General features: G+C 60.2%; 14 protein-coding genes and 1 pseudogene. 4 read left to right on the top strand and 11 right to left on the bottom strand.

The features are described 5' to 3' along the window. Window positions 1–4 precede the first annotated feature (4 nt). From JW799_RS08990 to JW799_RS08955, 8 genes are all read right to left on the bottom strand, one after another. Window positions 5–793, bottom strand: coding sequence for a metal ABC transporter ATP-binding protein (locus JW799_RS08990; protein ID WP_205429464.1), 789 nt, complete (start codon window positions 791–793; stop codon window positions 5–7). A gap of 20 nt (window positions 794–813) precedes the next feature. Further along, entirely contained in the window at window positions 814–1,773 is a 960-nt protein-coding gene (locus tag JW799_RS08985; protein ID WP_080832064.1) for a metal ABC transporter solute-binding protein, Zn/Mn family, read from the bottom strand. 786 nt (window positions 1,774–2,559) lie between these two features. Then, on the bottom strand, window positions 2,560–3,957 hold the full coding sequence (locus JW799_RS08980; RefSeq protein ID WP_205429462.1) for a DUF4129 domain-containing protein: 1,398 nt from the start codon (window positions 3,955–3,957) through the stop codon (window positions 2,560–2,562). After that, window positions 3,954–5,054 carry a DUF58 domain-containing protein gene (locus JW799_RS08975; RefSeq protein ID WP_205429460.1) on the bottom strand — a complete coding sequence of 367 codons (1,101 nt, stop codon included), beginning with the start codon at window positions 5,052–5,054 and terminating at the stop codon, window positions 3,954–3,956. Before JW799_RS08975 ends, JW799_RS08980 begins: the two co-directional genes overlap by 4 nt. After that, window positions 5,051–6,025 carry an AAA family ATPase gene (locus JW799_RS08970; protein WP_080832068.1) on the bottom strand — a complete coding sequence of 325 codons (975 nt, stop codon included), beginning with the start codon at window positions 6,023–6,025 and terminating at the stop codon, window positions 5,051–5,053. Before JW799_RS08970 ends, JW799_RS08975 begins: the two co-directional genes overlap by 4 nt. A gap of 408 nt (window positions 6,026–6,433) precedes the next feature. Further along, window positions 6,434–7,294, bottom strand: coding sequence for an ABC transporter ATP-binding protein (locus tag JW799_RS08965; RefSeq protein ID WP_080832069.1), 861 nt, complete (start codon window positions 7,292–7,294; stop codon window positions 6,434–6,436). Window positions 7,295–7,391: 97 nt separating this feature from the next. Next, window positions 7,392–8,147, bottom strand: coding sequence for a polysaccharide deacetylase family protein (locus JW799_RS08960; RefSeq protein WP_205429458.1), 756 nt, complete (start codon window positions 8,145–8,147; stop codon window positions 7,392–7,394). A 72-nt stretch (window positions 8,148–8,219) separates the two neighbouring features. Next, window positions 8,220–8,426 carry a DUF1657 domain-containing protein gene (locus tag JW799_RS08955; protein WP_080832071.1) on the bottom strand — a complete coding sequence of 69 codons (207 nt, stop codon included), beginning with the start codon at window positions 8,424–8,426 and terminating at the stop codon, window positions 8,220–8,222. A gap of 169 nt (window positions 8,427–8,595) precedes the next feature. Between JW799_RS08955 and spoVAC the strand changes: the two genes are divergently transcribed. The 3 genes and pseudogenes from spoVAC to JW799_RS08940 all read left to right on the top strand — a co-directional run bounded on the left by spoVAC (window position 8,596) and on the right by JW799_RS08940 (window position 10,984). Continuing rightward, a complete protein-coding gene (spoVAC, locus tag JW799_RS08950; protein WP_080832196.1) occupies window positions 8,596–9,066 on the top strand; it encodes a stage V sporulation protein AC in 471 nt (156 codons plus the stop codon). Window positions 9,067–9,070: 4 nt separating this feature from the next. Next, window positions 9,071–10,071, top strand: a pseudogene (spoVAD, locus tag JW799_RS08945) (stage V sporulation protein AD); the annotation flags it as partial. 52 nt (window positions 10,072–10,123) lie between these two features. Continuing rightward, window positions 10,124–10,984 (top strand): DUF421 domain-containing protein, encoded by an 861-nt coding sequence (locus JW799_RS08940; RefSeq protein ID WP_080832073.1) that lies wholly within the window; start codon window positions 10,124–10,126, stop codon window positions 10,982–10,984. A 37-nt stretch (window positions 10,985–11,021) separates the two neighbouring features. On the opposite strand, the gene JW799_RS08935 is transcribed toward JW799_RS08940, so the two are convergent. Genes JW799_RS08935 through JW799_RS08925 form a run of 3 tightly spaced genes read right to left on the bottom strand, consistent with a single transcriptional unit; the run spans window position 11,022 to window position 13,623 of the window. Further along, a complete protein-coding gene (locus JW799_RS08935; RefSeq protein ID WP_080832074.1) occupies window positions 11,022–12,011 on the bottom strand; it encodes an ABC transporter ATP-binding protein in 990 nt (329 codons plus the stop codon). Window positions 12,012–12,025: 14 nt separating this feature from the next. Next, window positions 12,026–12,853: an ABC transporter permease gene (locus JW799_RS08930; protein ID WP_205429457.1), complete on the bottom strand. Its 828-nt coding sequence runs from the start codon at window positions 12,851–12,853 to the stop codon at window positions 12,026–12,028. Continuing rightward, window positions 12,850–13,623: an ABC transporter permease gene (locus tag JW799_RS08925; protein WP_080832076.1), complete on the bottom strand. Its 774-nt coding sequence runs from the start codon at window positions 13,621–13,623 to the stop codon at window positions 12,850–12,852. The genes JW799_RS08930 and JW799_RS08925 overlap by 4 nt, the downstream gene beginning before the upstream one ends. A 475-nt stretch (window positions 13,624–14,098) precedes the next feature. Here JW799_RS08925 and JW799_RS08920 point away from each other — a divergent pair, with 475 nt between their 5' ends. Then, window positions 14,099–15,892 (top strand): glycosyl hydrolase family 18 protein, encoded by a 1,794-nt coding sequence (locus JW799_RS08920; RefSeq protein ID WP_205429456.1) that lies wholly within the window; start codon window positions 14,099–14,101, stop codon window positions 15,890–15,892. Window positions 15,893–16,793: the final 901 nt, after the last annotated feature.

Genomic DNA, 16,793 nt, shown 5'->3' with positions numbered 1-16,793 from the left:
GTCGTCACTTCCCTTCGCGGGCGCTGCCTACAGGTTCCGGCTGCTCCGCTTTGGTCAAAAAGGCCAGCTTGCCGCCGTAGGCCCGCTGCAGCAGTTCCGGCGTGAAGGTCGTCGCGGTCGGCCCGCAGGCGACGACCTCGCCGTTGAGGAGCAGCACCGAATCGAAATAATCGGTCACCGTCGCCAGGTCGTGGTGGACGACGAGCACCGTTTTGCCGCTTCGCTTCAGTTCGTTCAGCAGCGTGACGATCGCTTTCTCCGTCGCCGCGTCGACGCCCGCGAACGGCTCATCCATAAAATATAGCGTCGCGTCCTGGGCCAGCGCCCGGGCGAGAAACACCCGCTGCTGCTGGCCGCCGGACAGCTGGCTGATCTGCCTGTGCGCGTAATCGGCCATGCCGACCTTCTCCAGACAGTCCATCGCCATCGCGCGCTCTTTGGCTCCGGGGCGCCGAAACAAGCCGAGATGGCCGTATCTGCCCATCGTCACGACGTCCAGCGCGTTCGTCGGAAAATCCCAGTCGACCGATTCGCGCTGCGGCACGTAACCGACCAGCTTCCGGCTGTCCTTGTACGGCTTCCCGTAAATGAGCGCCTCTCCGGCGAGCGCGGGCTGCAGGCCGAGGATCGCCTTGATCAGCGTCGACTTGCCGGCGCCGTTCGGGCCGATAATGCCGACGAGCTCCTTCTCGGCGATCTCGAAGGTCACGTCGCGCAGCACCGGCTTCTTTTGATAGGCGACCGTCAGTCCCGAAACCGCCAGCGGCGGCGTTTTGCCCGTTCCGTCCCTCATGTTGTCGTCCTCCCTTTCCGTTATTTCAACGCGTTCGCGATCGTCTCCGCGTTATGCCGGACCATTCCGATGTACGTGCCTTCCGGCGTGCCCTCGGCTCCCATCGCGTCGGAGAACAGCTCTCCGCCGATGACAACCTCATGTCCCTTTTCCTTCGCCCCTTCGATGACGGCTTCGATCGATTGGGTCGAGACGCTCGATTCGACGAACACCGCCTTGATGCCCCGCTCCACGATCAGGTCGCGCAGCGCCATCACATCCTTGGAGCCGTATTCGGATGCCGTGCTGATGCCCTGCAAGCCGACCACTTCCATTCCGTACGCATCGCCGAAATATCCGAAGGCGTCATGGGCGGTGACCAGCACCCGGGATGGCTCCGGAATCGAGCTGATCTGCTCCTTCACGTAGGCGTCAAGCTCCTCGAGCTCTTTTAAGTAAGCTTCCGCGTTTTGCTCGTAGGCCGCCTTATTCGCGGCATCCGCCTCGCTCAGCACGTCGCGGACTTTTTCCGCCGCCAGCATCCACAGCGAAACGTCGAACCAGACGTGCGGGTCCTCCGTTTCCTCGTCGAGAATGCGCAGCCGGTCTTCGGGAATCCCTTCCGTTACCGGCACGACCGTGCGTTCTTTCGCCATCTGGACCAGAATGTCCGTCATCTTCCCTTCCAGATGAAGTCCGCCGTACAGAATCACGTCGGCATTTTCCAGCTTGGCGATATCGCCTTGCGTCGCTTTGTACAAGTGCGGATCGACGCCCGGACCCATGAGGCCGACCACTTCGACATGGTCGCCTCCGATTTCCCTCGCCAAATCCGCGATCATGCCGGTCGTCGTCGTAACTTGCAGTTTGCCTTCTCTCGCGCCGTTTTCCCCTTCGTTTCCGGTGCCGTTTCCGCATGCCGCCAAGACGGACATCGCCAGCGTCAGAAACACGACAAGAAGAATAAGCCGCTTTACGGATGAAGCCAATTTGAATTTCATTTCGTTCCTCTCCTTGCTTGCTCTTATTTTATTGTTCGAATCAAAATATGTTTCCTGGACGACCATTATTTTTATCGGCGCCTCTTTTTTAATATTATACAAATGTTTTTACCTAGTGCAACATTTTCGCCAAAAAAAGTCTGCCGGGGCCTTTTTGGCAGATGCAAAGGAAGGCGGGAATATGTCGGAGAACTTGACGGACTTTCATTCGGTCAACCGGCCGCCGCATGGTGCCCTAAACTTAGGGCAGGCTTGCGCGAACGAGGTTCGGTGCAGGTACATGGTGGAACAGCTTGCAGTTACGCAGGGTTACGCAGGGTTACGCAGGGCTACGCAGGGCTACGCAGGGTTACGCAGGGTTACGCAGGGCTGCGCAGGTTATGCAGGGTTATGCAGGGTTATGCAGGGTTATGCAGGGTTATGCAGGGTTATGCAGGGTTATGCAGGGTTACGCAGGGTTATGCAGGGTTACGCAGGGCTGCGCAGGGTTATGCAGGGTTACGCAGGGCTGCGCAGGGTTATGCAGGGTTACGCAGGGCTGCGTTAGGTTTGGCGAAGCTTCGTTGGATTTTGTCCAATCAAAAACCGGCTTTTTCACGAAACTCGCTATCTTCGTTGGATTTCGTCCAATCTGGCGAAGCTTTTTCGGGGATTTCGTCCGAAACTCCCGTTCTCGTTGGATAAAATCCACTGTAGACCGCCGTTTTCCCGTTTCTCGCTCCGCCGATTGGATAAAATCCAACATAGACGAAAAAGCAGCCGGCGCTGCCGGCTGCCTCAACTCGCTCACCGCTTTTTCTCCCGCCACGGGTAGGCGTCCGCGAACGCGCGAAGCTCCTCCTCCGAAGGCGCGGCATTGCCGTAGCGCGCCTTTTCGTAGGCTTCGCGCAGCCGCCTTTTGCCGGCGCCCAGCCATTCGCGCAATCCGCCGGCCCCGCTCGCGGCAGCGGAAGCTTTCGGCGGAGCTTCCGCCAGCCACGCCTCCAGCTCGTCGAGCGTCTCGGACGGCGTCCGGGACGGGCGAAACGGAAAGCCCGCCCGAATGCCGGTCGAAACGGCATCTTCATACAGCCGCCTCACTTTATCCTCCGGGCTCAGCCTTTCCCACTCCTCGCGGTTCAAGCGGCCCGCTCGCATGCCTCCCCGCCCCCGGGTCAAGCGAACCTCCCGCAGCATTTTGCGGATATCGAGGACGCTTTCCCTCTCTTCTTCGTAAAGCGGAACCCCCTCCGGCTTCCGCTCCGCAAACACCCATTGCCACAGCTTTCGCAACCGTGCGAGCAGCGATCGGTACCATGAACGGTCGAGCAGATAATGGCGCGCCAGCAGCCACAGGAGAAACGCCGCCGCGGCTCCGGCGATCGCGTACATCGCCGCGTCCATCAGCCTTCGAAGCCATGCGGGGGCGGGCTCGCCCTCTTCGGGAAACATGCCTTCGGGCATTGCAGGCATGGGAGGAGGAGGTGCCGGAGGCGGATCGGCGCTTCCTCCTTCGGGGATAAGCCGATTCAAATATTCCGCGATCGCGCTCCACGCCGAAAGCCCGCTCGTCATCAGAAAAACCGCGAGCACGACCGCAATCAGCCCGATCAAATACTTCCGGTTCGCCGCAGACACGGCGCGGGTGACGATATTCTGGCCGAGCCCGGCCGCATCGAGCTGCCTGCTATGTCCCGCGGCAAGCAGCACGACGAACCAGAAGACTCCCGTCAGGACCAAGAAAAGCCGATAGGCGGCAAGCTCCGGCGCCCACCTGGCCGCGATCGAGACGACCGCGGCCACGGCCACCCCGGCGGCACCGATGCCCAGCCAGCCGGGGGGCCGGCCGCTTTGCCAGGCAACAGCTCCGAGAAACAGAACCGGCAGCAGCAGCGCCGCGTTCGCGTAGAAGACGGCCCCCGCAAGGACGGCGACAAAGGCCCCGAACAGCGCGAAGCGAACGACCCAGCGCGGCAGATGCCGGACGACCGCAAGCGCCGCCGCCAGCAGGGCGGCTCCCGCGGCCACGCCGAGCCATCGCGGCAGAGGGCCCGTCCCGGCCGTCTCCGCAAGAACGAGCATAGCCGGCAGCCATGCCCACGCCTGCGCCGCCGCGGCGAACAGGGACTTCGCCCGGCCTTCCCCGCGGAGTCGCGAACGTTCCCGCCCGCCTGGCGATTTGCCGGATTTTTGTCCGTCGCTCATCCGGAAGCCTCCCGTTCCCGGTACAACAGCATCGTTTCGACCCGATTGCCCGACTGCCGCAATCGATTGGCCAACTGCTGCTGCTTCGGCGTCATAAAGGCCGTCATGATCAGGAAATTGGCGTTCCGCACCCCGGAAGCGAGCAATTCCTCCAGCACGTAAACCAAATCCAGCTTCACGACCGCTTCGAAGCCCGCTATCAAGCGGAATAGGTGCAGCAGCTGTTCGCTCCCGGCGCGCGGCTCGACCCGAAGCGGAACTTGGTGCGGGTCCGCCGTTTTTCCGTTAAAAATAAGCCCGGATTTGCCCCCGCTTTGCTGCATATGGCGAATGACCGAGGCGGCGTACCCGAGCGCTTCCTCGAACGCGTCCGGCCCGATTCTCCGATTGGTCGAATCGTCCATCAATTCGGCATTGAGCACGATCGTCAAATCGTTGTCCAGCATCGTCTCGCGTTTGTTCACCAGCAGCCTTCCCGTCCGGGCGGTCGCATTCCAATTGATCAGCCGAAACGAATCGCCGCCCCGATAATCGCGCACCCCCGCCACATGGTGGTGATTTTCCATGAACGCATCCGACAGGCTGAGCACGCTCTGCATAAACCGCCGGGCTGACAGCGGCAGTTCCGCGATCTCCTTCACCCGGGGAAATACGACGATGGAGCAATCCGTTTCCCGGTCCATTTTCCCGACTGCCGATCCGAAGGCGTCTCCGAACGTGAAAGCTAGCGTAGGCACGCGATAAATCCCTCGCCGCACGCAGGCCACCTCATGCTTGCGCACCACCTTGGAAAAAGGGGGCAGGCTGAACAAGCTCGCATGATTTTGCAGCAAAGTTCCGGCGCTGATCGCCGTTTCCGCGTTTTGATGCTTGAACCGAAGCATCGACGGCATGATCGTTTCCACTCGCAGCCAGGGAAGCGGAAGCAGCTTGCGATTGACGATGGTTTCCGTCATGACGACCGTCTGGCCGGCGTGCACGTAGGGCTGGCTGAACGTTCGCTCATATTCGATTCCGGCCTTGCCCCATAGGCGAAACAGCCCGTGCTGCACCAAATAGACAGCCCCGAACACGGTCAGCAGCCACACAATGATCATCTGCCGAGGCCTCGTTCGAGCGCCGGCTCCGTCGGGACGGGGACATCCGCGACGATGCGCTGCAGCAGGCTTTTCAATTGGTCGCGCCCGAACCCGAACCCGTCCTTCGGCACAAGGCGATGCTCCAGCACCGGCGCCGCCAGGGCGCGGATATCGTCCGGCACGACGTATTCGCGACCGCGCAGCAAGGCGCGGGCCTGCGCGGCCTTCACCCATTGAAGGCTGCCCCGGGGGCTGACCCCGCTCAGGATTTCGGCATGCTCGCGGGTCGCCGCGACGACCGCGAGCATGTAGTTCAGCAGATCGTCGCTTATTCGCACTTGGGGAACGAAGCTTTGCAGCGCGAGCAGACGCGCTTTGTCCATGACCGGCCGAAGCGTCGGAAGCGGATCGCGAGCCGAATAGCGACGCAAAATTTCAAGCTCCTCGCCGGCCGCCGGATACCCGACGGAAATCCGCATCATAAACCGGTCCAGCTGCGCTTCCGGGAGCGGAAAGGTGCCGTGGTTTTCGATCGGATTTTGGGTGGCGACGACCAGAAACGGCGCCTCGAGCGGCAGCGTCTCCCCGTCGATCGTCACCTGGCGCTCCTCCATGCATTCCAGAAGGCTGGACTGCGTGCGCGGAGTCGCCCGGTTCAGCTCGTCGGCCAGCAAAACGTTCGTAAAAGCCGGCCCTTTGCGCAGCTCGAACCGGCCGGTCTGCTGATTGTAAAAATTAACGCCCGTAATGTCGGTAGGGAGAAGGTCGGCGGTAAACTGAACTCTTCTGAAATCGCAATCGAGCGTTTTGGAGAGCGATTTGGCGAGAAGCGTTTTGCCGGTTCCCGGCACATCCTCCAGGATAACGTGTCCGGAAGCCAGAAGCGCGATGAGGAGGAACTCCACGACTTCCGACTTTCCTACGACGGCGGCGGCGATTTGCTCCTTGATGGCTGACGCCTGGCGGCCGACTTCTTCGATCGAATTCATGGACGCAACCCTCCATAGTCTATGAAAAAATAGTAATCCGCGAATAAACGTTCGAACGCGGGCACGTCCGATTGGAGCCGGGTTCGTCCGGGACAAACGCAGGTTGAGGCCTTCCGCGCCGATCGGCCCTTGGAAAAGCAAAAGGACTGGAGAAGCCGAAATCTCGGCATCAGGCAGGCGGATCGGCATTGTAACGCTTTCATTCCTTTCGTCGATCCGCTAATGCCGATCTCCCCAAGCCGCGCCGGTCTGCCGGATCGGCCTTGCGCGGACCGCTCTCCCCCGGCTCGGAATACCTTCATTTTACAGTCGGCCGCGAGCAATGACAACGATAGGCGGAAAAAGGCCGCCCCTGGCAGGAGCGACCGCTGTAGCTTAAGTATATTCTCCGCGTGCCGGCGGCGATATCTAGCCCACCGCCGCGACCGCCGTTCCTTGCAGCTGGCGGGATTCTCCCGTCTGCGCCTGCGCTCCCCCCGGCAATTCCGGCGCCAGGCCGTACGGCAGGCACATCGGAGTGCCCGACCTCGGATCGGGAATCACGTCGGCGTCGATGCCGAAAACGACCCGCAGCATTTCCGGCGTCATCACTTCATCCGGCTTGCCTTCGTACAGCACCGTCCCCTGCTTCAGGGCCACCAGGTGATGCGCATAGCGGGCGGCATGATTCAAATCGTGAACGACCATGACGATCGTGCGCCGCTGCTCCGCGTTCAGCTTCTCGAGCAGCATCATCACTTCGATTTGGTGCGCCATGTCGAGGAACGTCGTCGGCTCGTCAAGGAGCAGAACGTCGGTTCCCTGCGCCAGCGCCATCGCGATCCATGCCCGCTGGCGTTGTCCGCCCGACAGCTGGTCGGCGGAACGCTCGCTGAAATCGGACATATTGGTCGCCTGCAGCGCCCAATCGACCATGCGCAGGTCTTCCGTCGTCAGCGTTCCGAACCCTTTCTGATGCGGATACCGGCCGAACGAGACGAGCTCGCGAACCGTCAGCCCTTCCGGCGCGGTCGGATTTTGCGGCAGGATCGCCAGCTGCTTCGCCACTTCCTTCGTCGGCTGGCGGTGAATCTGCTTTCCGTCCAAATAGACGCCGCCGCCCAGCGGATTCAAAATCCGCGCCATCGATTTCAAAATCGTCGACTTGCCCGATCCGTTGGAGCCGACCAGGGCGGTTATTTTCCCGTCCGGCACAAGCAAATCCAGCTCCTCCACTATGCGTCTGCTTCCGTATCCGAGAGACAGCTGTTTCGTGCTTAGACGCGACATGGAATCCTCTCCCCGCTCGTTCTGATATATGGTTGAAAACGATTCTCACCCTGATTTTACGCTATGATTGAAATGATAATCGTTCTCACTTTAGATGTCAATCGTTATTTTTGCCGACGGCGCGGCTATGCCCGAGCAGCTCGGAAACGGTAACGAAGCGAAACCCTTCCTTTTTCAGCTGCGGCAAAATCCGGGACAGCGCTTCGACCGTCTGGCTCGGTCCGTATACGAAATCGTGCATTAACACGATATCGCCGTTGCGGACATGCCCGAGCACCGTCCCGACGATCCGATCCGCTCCCGGCCGCGACCAGTCGTGCGTATCCTGATGCCACGACCACATGACCGTCTGAAGCCCCTCGCGCTTGATGACCTCCAGCACATGGGGATCGAAAACGCCCTCCGGCGGACGAAACAGGTGGGACGTGCGGCCGGTCGCTTCCGCGATCGCTTCCTGCGTCGCCACGATCTCCTCGCGAATGCGGGAAGCCGGCACGGAGCGGCCGAGCACAAGATGCGAAAACGTATGATTCGCCACCTCATGCCCTTCCCGCGCTTCCCGCTGCACGATTTCGGGATGCTCGCGCGCTTTTTTGCCCATAACAAAAAAAGTCGCCCGCGCGCCGTGCCTGTTCAGAATATCCAAAATTCGCGGCGTATCCTCCGGATCGGGCCCGTCGTCGAACGTGAGCGCGACCAGCTTCTCGTTGCCCGGCACTTCCCACACGACTTCTCCCCGGGTTTCGTAATAGGATCTATTGTAAGGCGCTTCCGCCGAAGACGAGGGCACGCCGGATGAAAAGAGCAGCAAAAATCCTGCGGAAAGCAGCGCGATTTTCCGTTGAAAACGCATGTTAGGCCTCCTTAGCGAAATAGGAGGGGAAGCGTCCGGCGCTTCGCCCTCCTTGGGCAAACCATGGTTTCTTTAGAATCCCTTATATTGCGGTTCTTCATTCTCCAGCTGCTGCACGCGCGTCTCGACTTGCTGCACGATTTGCTGCGTTTGCGAGGCCGCGTTCGTAAACAGCGTTTTGGCGTCCTGGTTTTGCGTACCGAGAGCGAACTGTTCCAGGCTGGCCTGCGCGCTTTTCAGCGAAGCGAGGCAAGTTTTGACTTGAGATGCGACGGTCATTTCGTTTCCTCCTTCTTTTTTGGCGAATCCAAAGTACATCTTTCCTAACGGCGTCCCTATTCATACGAGCTTAAACTGTAAATTTAAGTCAGAACTTCAAGATGATTAAAAACCCGGTTTGGAGGCATCCTCAAATAGTAAATCAGGGTCGAAGGGGGGCTTGAGCGCCATCGGCAGCAGCAAAACGAAAAAATTGACCCCTGTCCAGCGGGAGTATCAAATTATGGCTTGGAAACGCGAACCTTCCCGGAGCGTATTGCGCAACTGCGCGCGGGCGTTCGCGGTCGGGGGCGCGATTTGTTTGCTCGGACAATGCATTCAGCAGGCGTTGGTGCACTTTGCGGGCTGGGACGAGAAAAAGGCGGGCGATCCGACCGTCGCGATTCTGATTATCGTTTCGGTCGTTTTGACGAGCCTGGGCGTGTACGACAAGATCGGCCAGTGGGCGGGAGCGGGCTCCGCCGTGCCCGTGACCGGGTTTGCCAATTCGATGGCATCGGCTGCGATCGAGCACCGGAGCGAAGGACTCGTCCTCGGCGTCGGCGCCCAGATGTTCAAGCTGGCCGGAAGCGTCATCGTGTTTGGGACGGTAGCCGCCTTTGCGGTTGCGATCGTCCGATTAATCGTACGCGGGGGGTGACGATATGCTAAAAGGACATCAAAGCTGGAAGTTTCGGCGGAAGCCGGTCATCGCCGCGTCCGCGTCCGTCGTCGGACCGTTCGAAGGCAGGGGGCCGCTTGGCGGCGATTTCGATATCGTGCACGGCGATTCCCTCGTAGGACAGAACAGCTGGGAGCAAGCCGAGCAGACGATGCTCGAGGAGGCGGCCAAGCTTGCGATCCAGTACGCGGGCTTGACGCAGGATCAAATCCAATTTTACGTCGGCGGGGATCTCCTCAACCAGATCACGAGCACGAGCTATACCGCGCGCACGCTTTCCGTGCCGTACCTCGGCGTTTTCGGCGCCTGCTCGACGTCGATGGAGAGCCTGGCGGTCGCCTCCTACCTCGTCGGGACCGGCGGGGCCAAATACGCCCTGGCGGCTACCTGCAGCCATAACTCCAGCATCGAAAAGCAGTTCCGGTATCCGACGGAGTACGGGTCGCAGAAGCCTCCGACGGCCCAATACACGGTCACGGGTGCGGGCGCCGCGGTCGTGTCCGAATCCGGGGACGGCCCCGTCATCGCCTCGGCCACGATCGGACGCGTCGTCGACATGGGCATCAAGGATCCGTTCAATATGGGGGCCGCGATGGCTCCGGCAGCCGTCGATACGATCACGTCCCATTTCCGGGACCTTGGCGTCGGTCCGGATCACTACGATCTTATCGTCACCGGCGATTTGGCCAAAGTCGGCTACGAAATCGCCTGCGATCTGTTCGAAAAACACCGGATTCCGATGCATAAAACCCGTTACCGCGACTGCGGCATGCTCATTTACGACTATGACAAGCAGATGGTCCAGGCCGGGGCAGCGGCTGCGGCTGCTCCGCCGTCGTGACCTACGGTCATATTTTGAAAAAAATCCGCAAAAAAGAGCTTCGCCGCGTCCTGGTCGTTGCCACGGGCGCCCTCCTCTCTCCGTTGGCCGTGCAGCAGGGCGAATCGATCCCCTGCATCGCGCACGCGGTCGCGATCGAAGCGCCGGAGACGGACGCGAATACGGCCTTAAACGGAGCCGAAAGGGGCAGTGACGATGCCGGATTCGTCCGAAATTTTGCTTCGTTCGCTCGGAGCGCTGACCATGTTGTTTCTAATGGCCCGGATCCTGGGGAAAAAACAGATTTCGCAGCTGACCTTTTTCGAATACGTGCTGGGCATTACGCTCGGATCCTTGGCCGGATTCATCTCCACCGATATCGAAGCGAACTATTGGCATGGCACGCTCGCCTTGCTTGTCTGGTTCGTGGTGCCGTTCCTGTTCGAATTGCTGACGCTGAAAAGCAAGACCGCCCGCCGCATCTTCGAAGGCAAAGGCCGCGTCATCGTCAAGGAAGGAAAAATCATGGAGGACAATTTAAAGAAAGAGCGGCTGACGGCGGATGAAATGCTTTCCCAGCTGCGGGGCAAGGGCGTGTTCAACCTCGCGGACGTGGAATTCGCCGTCATGGAGACGAACGGGGAAGTAAGCGTGCTGCTGAAAAAGGACAAGCAGCCCTTGTCGGCGAGCCACCTCGGCATCCGCACCGTCAACGAGGTTGAAACCCAAACCGTCGTCATCGACGGAAAAATCATGTACGAGCCGCTGGCCACGCTCGAGCTGAGTCCCGGCTGGCTGATGACCGAATTGGAAAAGATCGGCGTCACGCTGGACAACGTGTTTCTCGCGCAGGTCGACGCCTACCAGCAGCTGTACATCGATCTGTACGACGACAAAATCAAAACCCCGGCGCCGCAAGGGAAAGCTTTGCTGTTCTCCACGCTGAAAAAAGCGCAGGCGGATTTGGAGCTGTTCGCTTCGTCCACGCGCGATCCTTCGGCCAAAGCCATGTACGAGGCAAGCTCCAAGGAGCTTGCGGGCGTCATCGAAGAAGTAAGACCGATGCTTCAAAGCTGACGAATGACCGTCCGGCGGGGCCGCAAGCCCCGCTTTTTCAATAGATTCGATGGACGACGTCCTCGAAGTCCGGTTCCTCCACATGCACGTCTTCGATTTCCCCCCATTCGCCAAGCTCGCGAAGCACGTCCATCACCCGAATCCGGCTTCGGTTGCAGGAAACGGTCAGTTCCCGGTCCTTTAGGCCGACGATCTGAAACGCGCCGGAATCCCGTCCGTCGGAATCGGGCATCTGCGGGAGGCTGCGATAGGCCACGCGGATGACGGTCGGGATGCCGATTCGTCCGCGAAGCCCTTCCCTGCTTCCGTCATAAATGCACTCCCCGCGATTGATAACCATCACCCGGCGGCACAGCTGCTCGATGTCGTCCATATCGTGCGTGGTCAGCAGCACCGTCTTGCCGTGCTCCTCGTTCAGCAGCTTCAGGTGCGCCCGGATTTGGCGCTTGGCGGCGGCATCCATGCCGATCGTCGGCTCGTCGAGCACGAGCAGCTCCGGATCGTGGAGCAGCGCCGCGGCCAGGTCGCCCCTCATCCGCTGGCCGAGCGACAGCTTGCGCACCGGCGTATCCCAAAATTCGCGGAGCCCCAGCACTTCGTCGAGCCGCTCCAGCTGCCGCGCGCTCTCCGCCCGGCCGAGCCGAAACATCGCCGCCAAGATTTCGAAGCTGTTTCGAAGCGGCAAATCCCACCACAGCTGCGTCCGCTGGCCGAATACGACGCCGATCCGCCTGGCCACCCGCTTCCGTTCCCGCTGCGGACTGAGCCCGAGTATCCGCACCTCGCCCTCGCTCGGATGCAAGATGCCGCACAGCATTTTGATCGTCGTCGACTTGCCGGCCCCGTTCGGCCCGATGAAGCCGACGAACTCGCCGCGGTCCACCGAGAAATCGAGGCGCCTTACCGCCTCGACCAGGCGTTTCTCGCGCGTCCATAACGAGCGGACGGCGGCGAACCTTCCTTCGCGCGGGGCCGGCGCCGCGAACGTTTTGACGAGACCTTCGACTTCCATTATTTTCGCGTTCATTTTCATCCTCCTCGTCATCTTGCTTTTCCCCCTCTTTCCGGGCCGCCGCGCTCACGTACCCGTGCTTTGATACCGGGCGACGCCGATCCGCCACAGACCCAGGGCCCCTGCCAGCGCGGCGGCGGCAACCGCCCCGTCAGCGGCAGCGTCCAGCCGCCCCATTCTCCGCGGACGATGTGCATGGCCGGCACGTAGCTGATAAATCCGAACGGAATGACCGCCAGCAGCAACGTACGCAGCCAATCGGGAAACAGGCTGAGCGGATATTGGCAGGCGGTCGTCGTCGCGTTGTCCGTCAGCACCGACAGATCCTCCACCCGCGTAATCCAGAAGCCGATGGCGGCGGTAGCCAGCCCCACGGCGAACATGATGACGGTGCCGGTCGCGATGATGAAAAGCGTCTGGGGCAAAATCCACGCGCCGACCTGGCCGCGGCTCATCAGCTGCGCGATGCAGACGCCGAGCACCGCCAAGCTTTGCAGCAGTTCGCCGCCGACCATTCGCGTCCGCGACGTCAGGACGGCCAGCAGCAGCGGCATCGGGCGCAGCAGCAATTGGTCGAGCTGGCCGTTCACCAGGTAGGGCTCGAAGTTGTTGATGCCCGAGCCGAACGCGCGATATGCGAATTTCGCCGTCATCAGCACCCCGTAAAGGTAGCCGATTTCCCACACGTCCCAGCCCTGAATCGAGCCGAAGGCGTTCAGCACGACAGCCAAGCCAAGAAATTCCGCGACCGTGACGACGGAGGCGAGCAGCGTCATCAGCACGAAATTCAGGCGATACTGCATCCTCGCCCTGACATTCATTTTGTAAAGCAGCCAGCAAATTCCCATCCACGTCATCCGCCCTGCACCTCCACCTTGCGTTTGACCGCCTTCGTCGCCGCTAGCGCTCCCGCCGTCAGCAGCGCGCACCAAAGCAGCGGAACGAGCAGCGTGCCGGGTCCCGTTTTTCCCAAGTACAATTGGGTCGGAATCGAATGAAAGATCGGGTACGGAGAAAAGCCGGCAACCGTCTGCAGCCACTCCGGCATCCACTGGATCGGGATCAAAAAGCCAGAGAGGACGAAGTTGACCGAATAATTCAGCATATGAAGCCAGTAGCCTTCGACGGTCCATAACGACGCCAGTCCGATCGCGTAAGCGATGCAGAGCGCGGCGTATACCGCCATGAGCAGGGCGGCCGCCGTCCAAAGCCATACGGCCGGATCGCGCGGAATCGAAAGATCGTATATCCAAAAGTAAATGAAATACAATGGCAGAGCGGTGAACAGCGCGTTGTACGCCATCGACCCCGCCTCCCGGCCCGCCGCGAACGCGAACAGATGGAGCGGACGCGCGAGGTCGAGCGCGATTTGTCCCGTCCGCACCCGCTCCGCCAGTCCGAGGCCGTAATTGGTGAAGGTGAGCCATAAAATAACCTGATTGAAGGCGATATATGCGACCATGCCTTCCGTGCCGAAGTCGCCGAGCGAATCCTGCTCGCCGATTCCTTGCCAAATCGCTGCATAGATCATGCCGAATATTACGCTGGCCGCCGTTCGCACCGCATGGGAAACCGAATATTGCAAACGGCTTTGCACCATGCTCCGGGCCAGCACCCACAGAACCATAAATCGCGACTCCTTTCCCGCTCGAAAATGGCTCCTGCGCAGAGAGCAAAAAAATCATACCAAATCCGGCGAAAAAGACTAGACTTATCTTTTTCTTCATGTTATTCTAATATTATAGATGACGAGGACATACTATTTTTAAGACTCGGCCGAGTTGTCGAGCCCCTGCTTAGAATCTGCCAAAAATCCGCATACGCGGTTTTTTTATTTTTCAGACCCTTTTTTACATATGCTTAAATTCCCGAGCTTGCACCGCATTTGGCCCGAAGCGACTTTTCGAGCAAATGCCGCAGGCTCTTTCTTTCGTTCGTTATATTTATCAGAAAAATCAGTTTTTTACCCCTCTTAGTCATTTTTAGCCCTTCCTCTTTTCCATAGTTTGTCAGAAAATAGAGTCAGATAACGGCGAAGGAGGTGGAGATGAGGAGATTTTCGGTTTTTCCGCAATCCATCCAATGACGAAGGAGGCAAAAAGATGTGCGTTCGGGCAAGCTTCGCGAAAATTCGTGTTTCCCTGTCGCTTCTTCTCTTGGCTTCGTTGATGGTCTCGTTTTTGCCGTTTCAGGAAAGGACGGCTGCGGCCGCCGAAGATTCGGATTATAAAATCATAGGCTACTACCCCTCCTGGGGCGCGTACGGCCGGGGTTATCCCGTATGGGAAATGGACGTCTCCAAGGTGACCCACATCAACTATGCGTTCGCGGACATCTGTTGGAACGGCATTCACGGCAACCCCGATCCGACCGGTCCGAATCCGCAAACGTGGACCTGCCAGGACGAAAACGGGACGATCTCGGTCCCGAACGGGTCGATCGTGCTCGGGGATCCGTGGATCGACGCCCAGATGAGCAATCCCGGCGACACGTGGAGCGATCCGCTCCGCGGCAATCTGAAGCAGCTGATCCTTCTGAAGCAGGCCAACCCCCACCTGAAAACGATCATTTCGGTCGGCGGCTGGACGTGGTCCAACCGGTTTTCCGACACCGCCGCCACCGCCCAGACGCGGGAAAACTTCGCGAATTCGGCCGTCGACTTCCTGCGGAAATATCAGTTCGACGGCATCGATCTCGACTGGGAATACCCGGTGAGCGGCGGCCTGCCCGGCAACGGTTACCGCCCCGAAGACAAACAAAACCATACGCTGCTGCTGCAGGCGGTTCGCGACAAGCTGGATGCGGCCGGCGCGCAGGACGGCAAGCACTACACGCTCACCATCGCCGCGGGGGCCAGCCCGGCCTACAGGCAGAACAACGAATTGGCCAACATCGCCGGCATCGTCGACTGGATCAATATTATAACCTATGACTTCAACGGCGGCTGGCAGAGCACGAGCGCCCACAACGCCCCGCTCTACTACGATCCCGCAGCTTCCGCGGCCGGAATCGCAAACGCGCAGGATTTCAACGGCGCCGCCGCCGTGCAGGGCTTCCTGAACGCCGGCGTCCCGGCCGACAAAATCGTGCTCGGCGTTCCGTTCTACGGCCGGGGCTGGACGGGCTGCGCCAGCGCGGGCAACGGACAGTACCAAAGCTGCACCGGCACGCCCCCGGGAACGTGGGAGCCCGGCGTCTTCGACTTCACCGATCTCGAAAACAACTACATCAACAAAAACGGCTATACCCGCCATTGGAACGACACGGCCAAGGTGCCCTACCTGTACAACCCTTCGAACGGCACGTTCATCTCCTACGACGACGTCGAATCGATGGGCCACAAAACGGCCTTTATCGAGTCGCAAGGGTTGGGGGGCGCAATGTTCTGGGAATTCAGCGGCGACCGGAACGACACGCTGCTGACCAAGCTGAGCGACGACTTGCTAGACGGAGGCAACCCGAACCCGGGCGGCGACACGACGGCGCCGACGACGCCGACGGGCCTCGCCGTTACCGGGACGACGTCCTCGAGCGTCAGCCTGTCGTGGAACGCCGCGTCGGACAACGTGGGCGTCACCGGCTACGTCGTCTCGTATAACGGCGGCAGCGTCAGCGTATCCGGCACGGCGGCGACGATCTCGGGGCTGTCCCCGGCCACGAGCTACACGTTCGCCGTGCAGGCCAGGGACGCCGCCGGCAACTTCTCGCCGGCGAGCGGCGCCGTGACGGCGACGACGGACGCCGCGCCGGGCGCGACGTCCTGGGCGGCCGGCGTCTTCTACGGCGTCGGCGACGAGGTGACGTACAACGGCGTCCTCTATCGCTGCCTTCAGGCGCACACCTCGCTCCCCGGCTGGGAGCCGCCCGGCGTTCCGGCGCTCTGGGACCCCGTCTGACGCGCCGCTTTGCCCCTTGCTCCGGACTTCCGGTCCCCGGCCTTGCCTCGACCCTTCCGGACCGGGGCAAGGCTTTCCGCAAGTGTTGCGCCTTGGCGGCATCCTCGGAATAGACGGACTTCCCGGCTCAGTCGTAGCTCGGGAAGTCCTTGGCAGGATGGCCGATGGCGGAAGCCGCGAGGACTAGCCTGACTTATAGGCTGGCCCTTGCGAGGCTCGCAGAGGGCACTTTGCGCACCCTTTTGGCCGACTTACGCGATGTTTCGGCGAGGGTACTGGATACATCTCTGGCCATGCCTGCGCGTAACTCGCTCGGCGAAGGCACAGGATGCTTCTCTTGCAAGGCTTGCGTGCAACTCGGCAAAGGTACGATGCTCGTCTGGCCCTGCTTAACGAGGTTCGGCGTAGCTTCATTGGATTTTATCTGATTTTATCCACTCAATAACGGCTTTTGCACGGAACTTGCTGCCTTCTTTGGATTTTGTCCAATCTGGGGAGGCCTTTTCGAAGATTTCGCCCGAAATTCCCGTTCCTCGTTGGACAAAATCCACTTTTAGATTAGGGGGCTCCCCGTGTTCCGCTCCTTCGATTGGATAAAATCCAGCATAGGTCTCCCACCCTGAGCGCTCCCCGCCGTAAGATGCAAGTTACTCAAATTCGTGCGGCTGCATGCGTTTGGAGGGTCGAGATGAGTCGCCATGACTCAACCGGAGGAACGGCGGGCGTGCGGTGGCGGTCAGATGAGTAATGGTTACTCAAATACGTGCGATTACATGCGTTTGGAAGGTCAAGATGAGTCGCCATGACTCAACCGGAGGAACGGCGGGCGTGCGGTGGCGGTCAGATGAGTAATGGTTACTCAAATTCGTGCGGCTGCATGCGTTTGGAGGGTCGAGATGAG

Origin of the sequence: Cohnella algarum (genome assembly GCF_016937515.1) — a bacterium.
GTDB lineage: Bacteria > Bacillota > Bacilli > Paenibacillales > Paenibacillaceae > Cohnella > Cohnella algarum.
This window is presented reverse-complemented; position numbering and strand designations above follow the sequence as displayed.

Excerpts from the sequence above, each read along its gene's own strand:
- JW799_RS08935 (WP_080832074.1), bottom strand. The coding sequence starts at position 12,011 with ATGAACGCGAAAATAATGGAAGTCGAAGGTCTCGTCAAAACGTTCGCG.
- JW799_RS08925 (WP_080832076.1), bottom strand. The coding sequence starts at position 13,623 with ATGGTTCTGTGGGTGCTGGCCCGGAGCATGGTGCAAAGCCGTTTGCAA.
- JW799_RS08970 (WP_080832068.1), bottom strand. The coding sequence starts at position 6,025 with ATGAATTCGATCGAAGAAGTCGGCCGCCAGGCGTCAGCCATCAAGGAG.
- JW799_RS08930 (WP_205429457.1), bottom strand. The coding sequence starts at position 12,853 with ATGACGTGGATGGGAATTTGCTGGCTGCTTTACAAAATGAATGTCAGG.
- JW799_RS08990 (WP_205429464.1), bottom strand. The coding sequence starts at position 793 with ATGAGGGACGGAACGGGCAAAACGCCGCCGCTGGCGGTTTCGGGACTG.
- JW799_RS08975 (WP_205429460.1), bottom strand. The coding sequence starts at position 5,054 with ATGATCATTGTGTGGCTGCTGACCGTGTTCGGGGCTGTCTATTTGGTG.
- JW799_RS08965 (WP_080832069.1), bottom strand. The coding sequence starts at position 7,294 with ATGTCGCGTCTAAGCACGAAACAGCTGTCTCTCGGATACGGAAGCAGA.
- JW799_RS08920 (WP_205429456.1), top strand. The coding sequence starts at position 14,099 with ATGTGCGTTCGGGCAAGCTTCGCGAAAATTCGTGTTTCCCTGTCGCTT.
- JW799_RS08960 (WP_205429458.1), bottom strand. The coding sequence starts at position 8,147 with ATGCGTTTTCAACGGAAAATCGCGCTGCTTTCCGCAGGATTTTTGCTG.
- JW799_RS08980 (WP_205429462.1), bottom strand. The coding sequence starts at position 3,957 with ATGAGCGACGGACAAAAATCCGGCAAATCGCCAGGCGGGCGGGAACGT.
- JW799_RS08985 (WP_080832064.1), bottom strand. The coding sequence starts at position 1,773 with ATGAAATTCAAATTGGCTTCATCCGTAAAGCGGCTTATTCTTCTTGTC.
- JW799_RS08955 (WP_080832071.1), bottom strand. The coding sequence starts at position 8,426 with ATGACCGTCGCATCTCAAGTCAAAACTTGCCTCGCTTCGCTGAAAAGC.
- JW799_RS08940 (WP_080832073.1), top strand. The coding sequence starts at position 10,124 with ATGCCGGATTCGTCCGAAATTTTGCTTCGTTCGCTCGGAGCGCTGACC.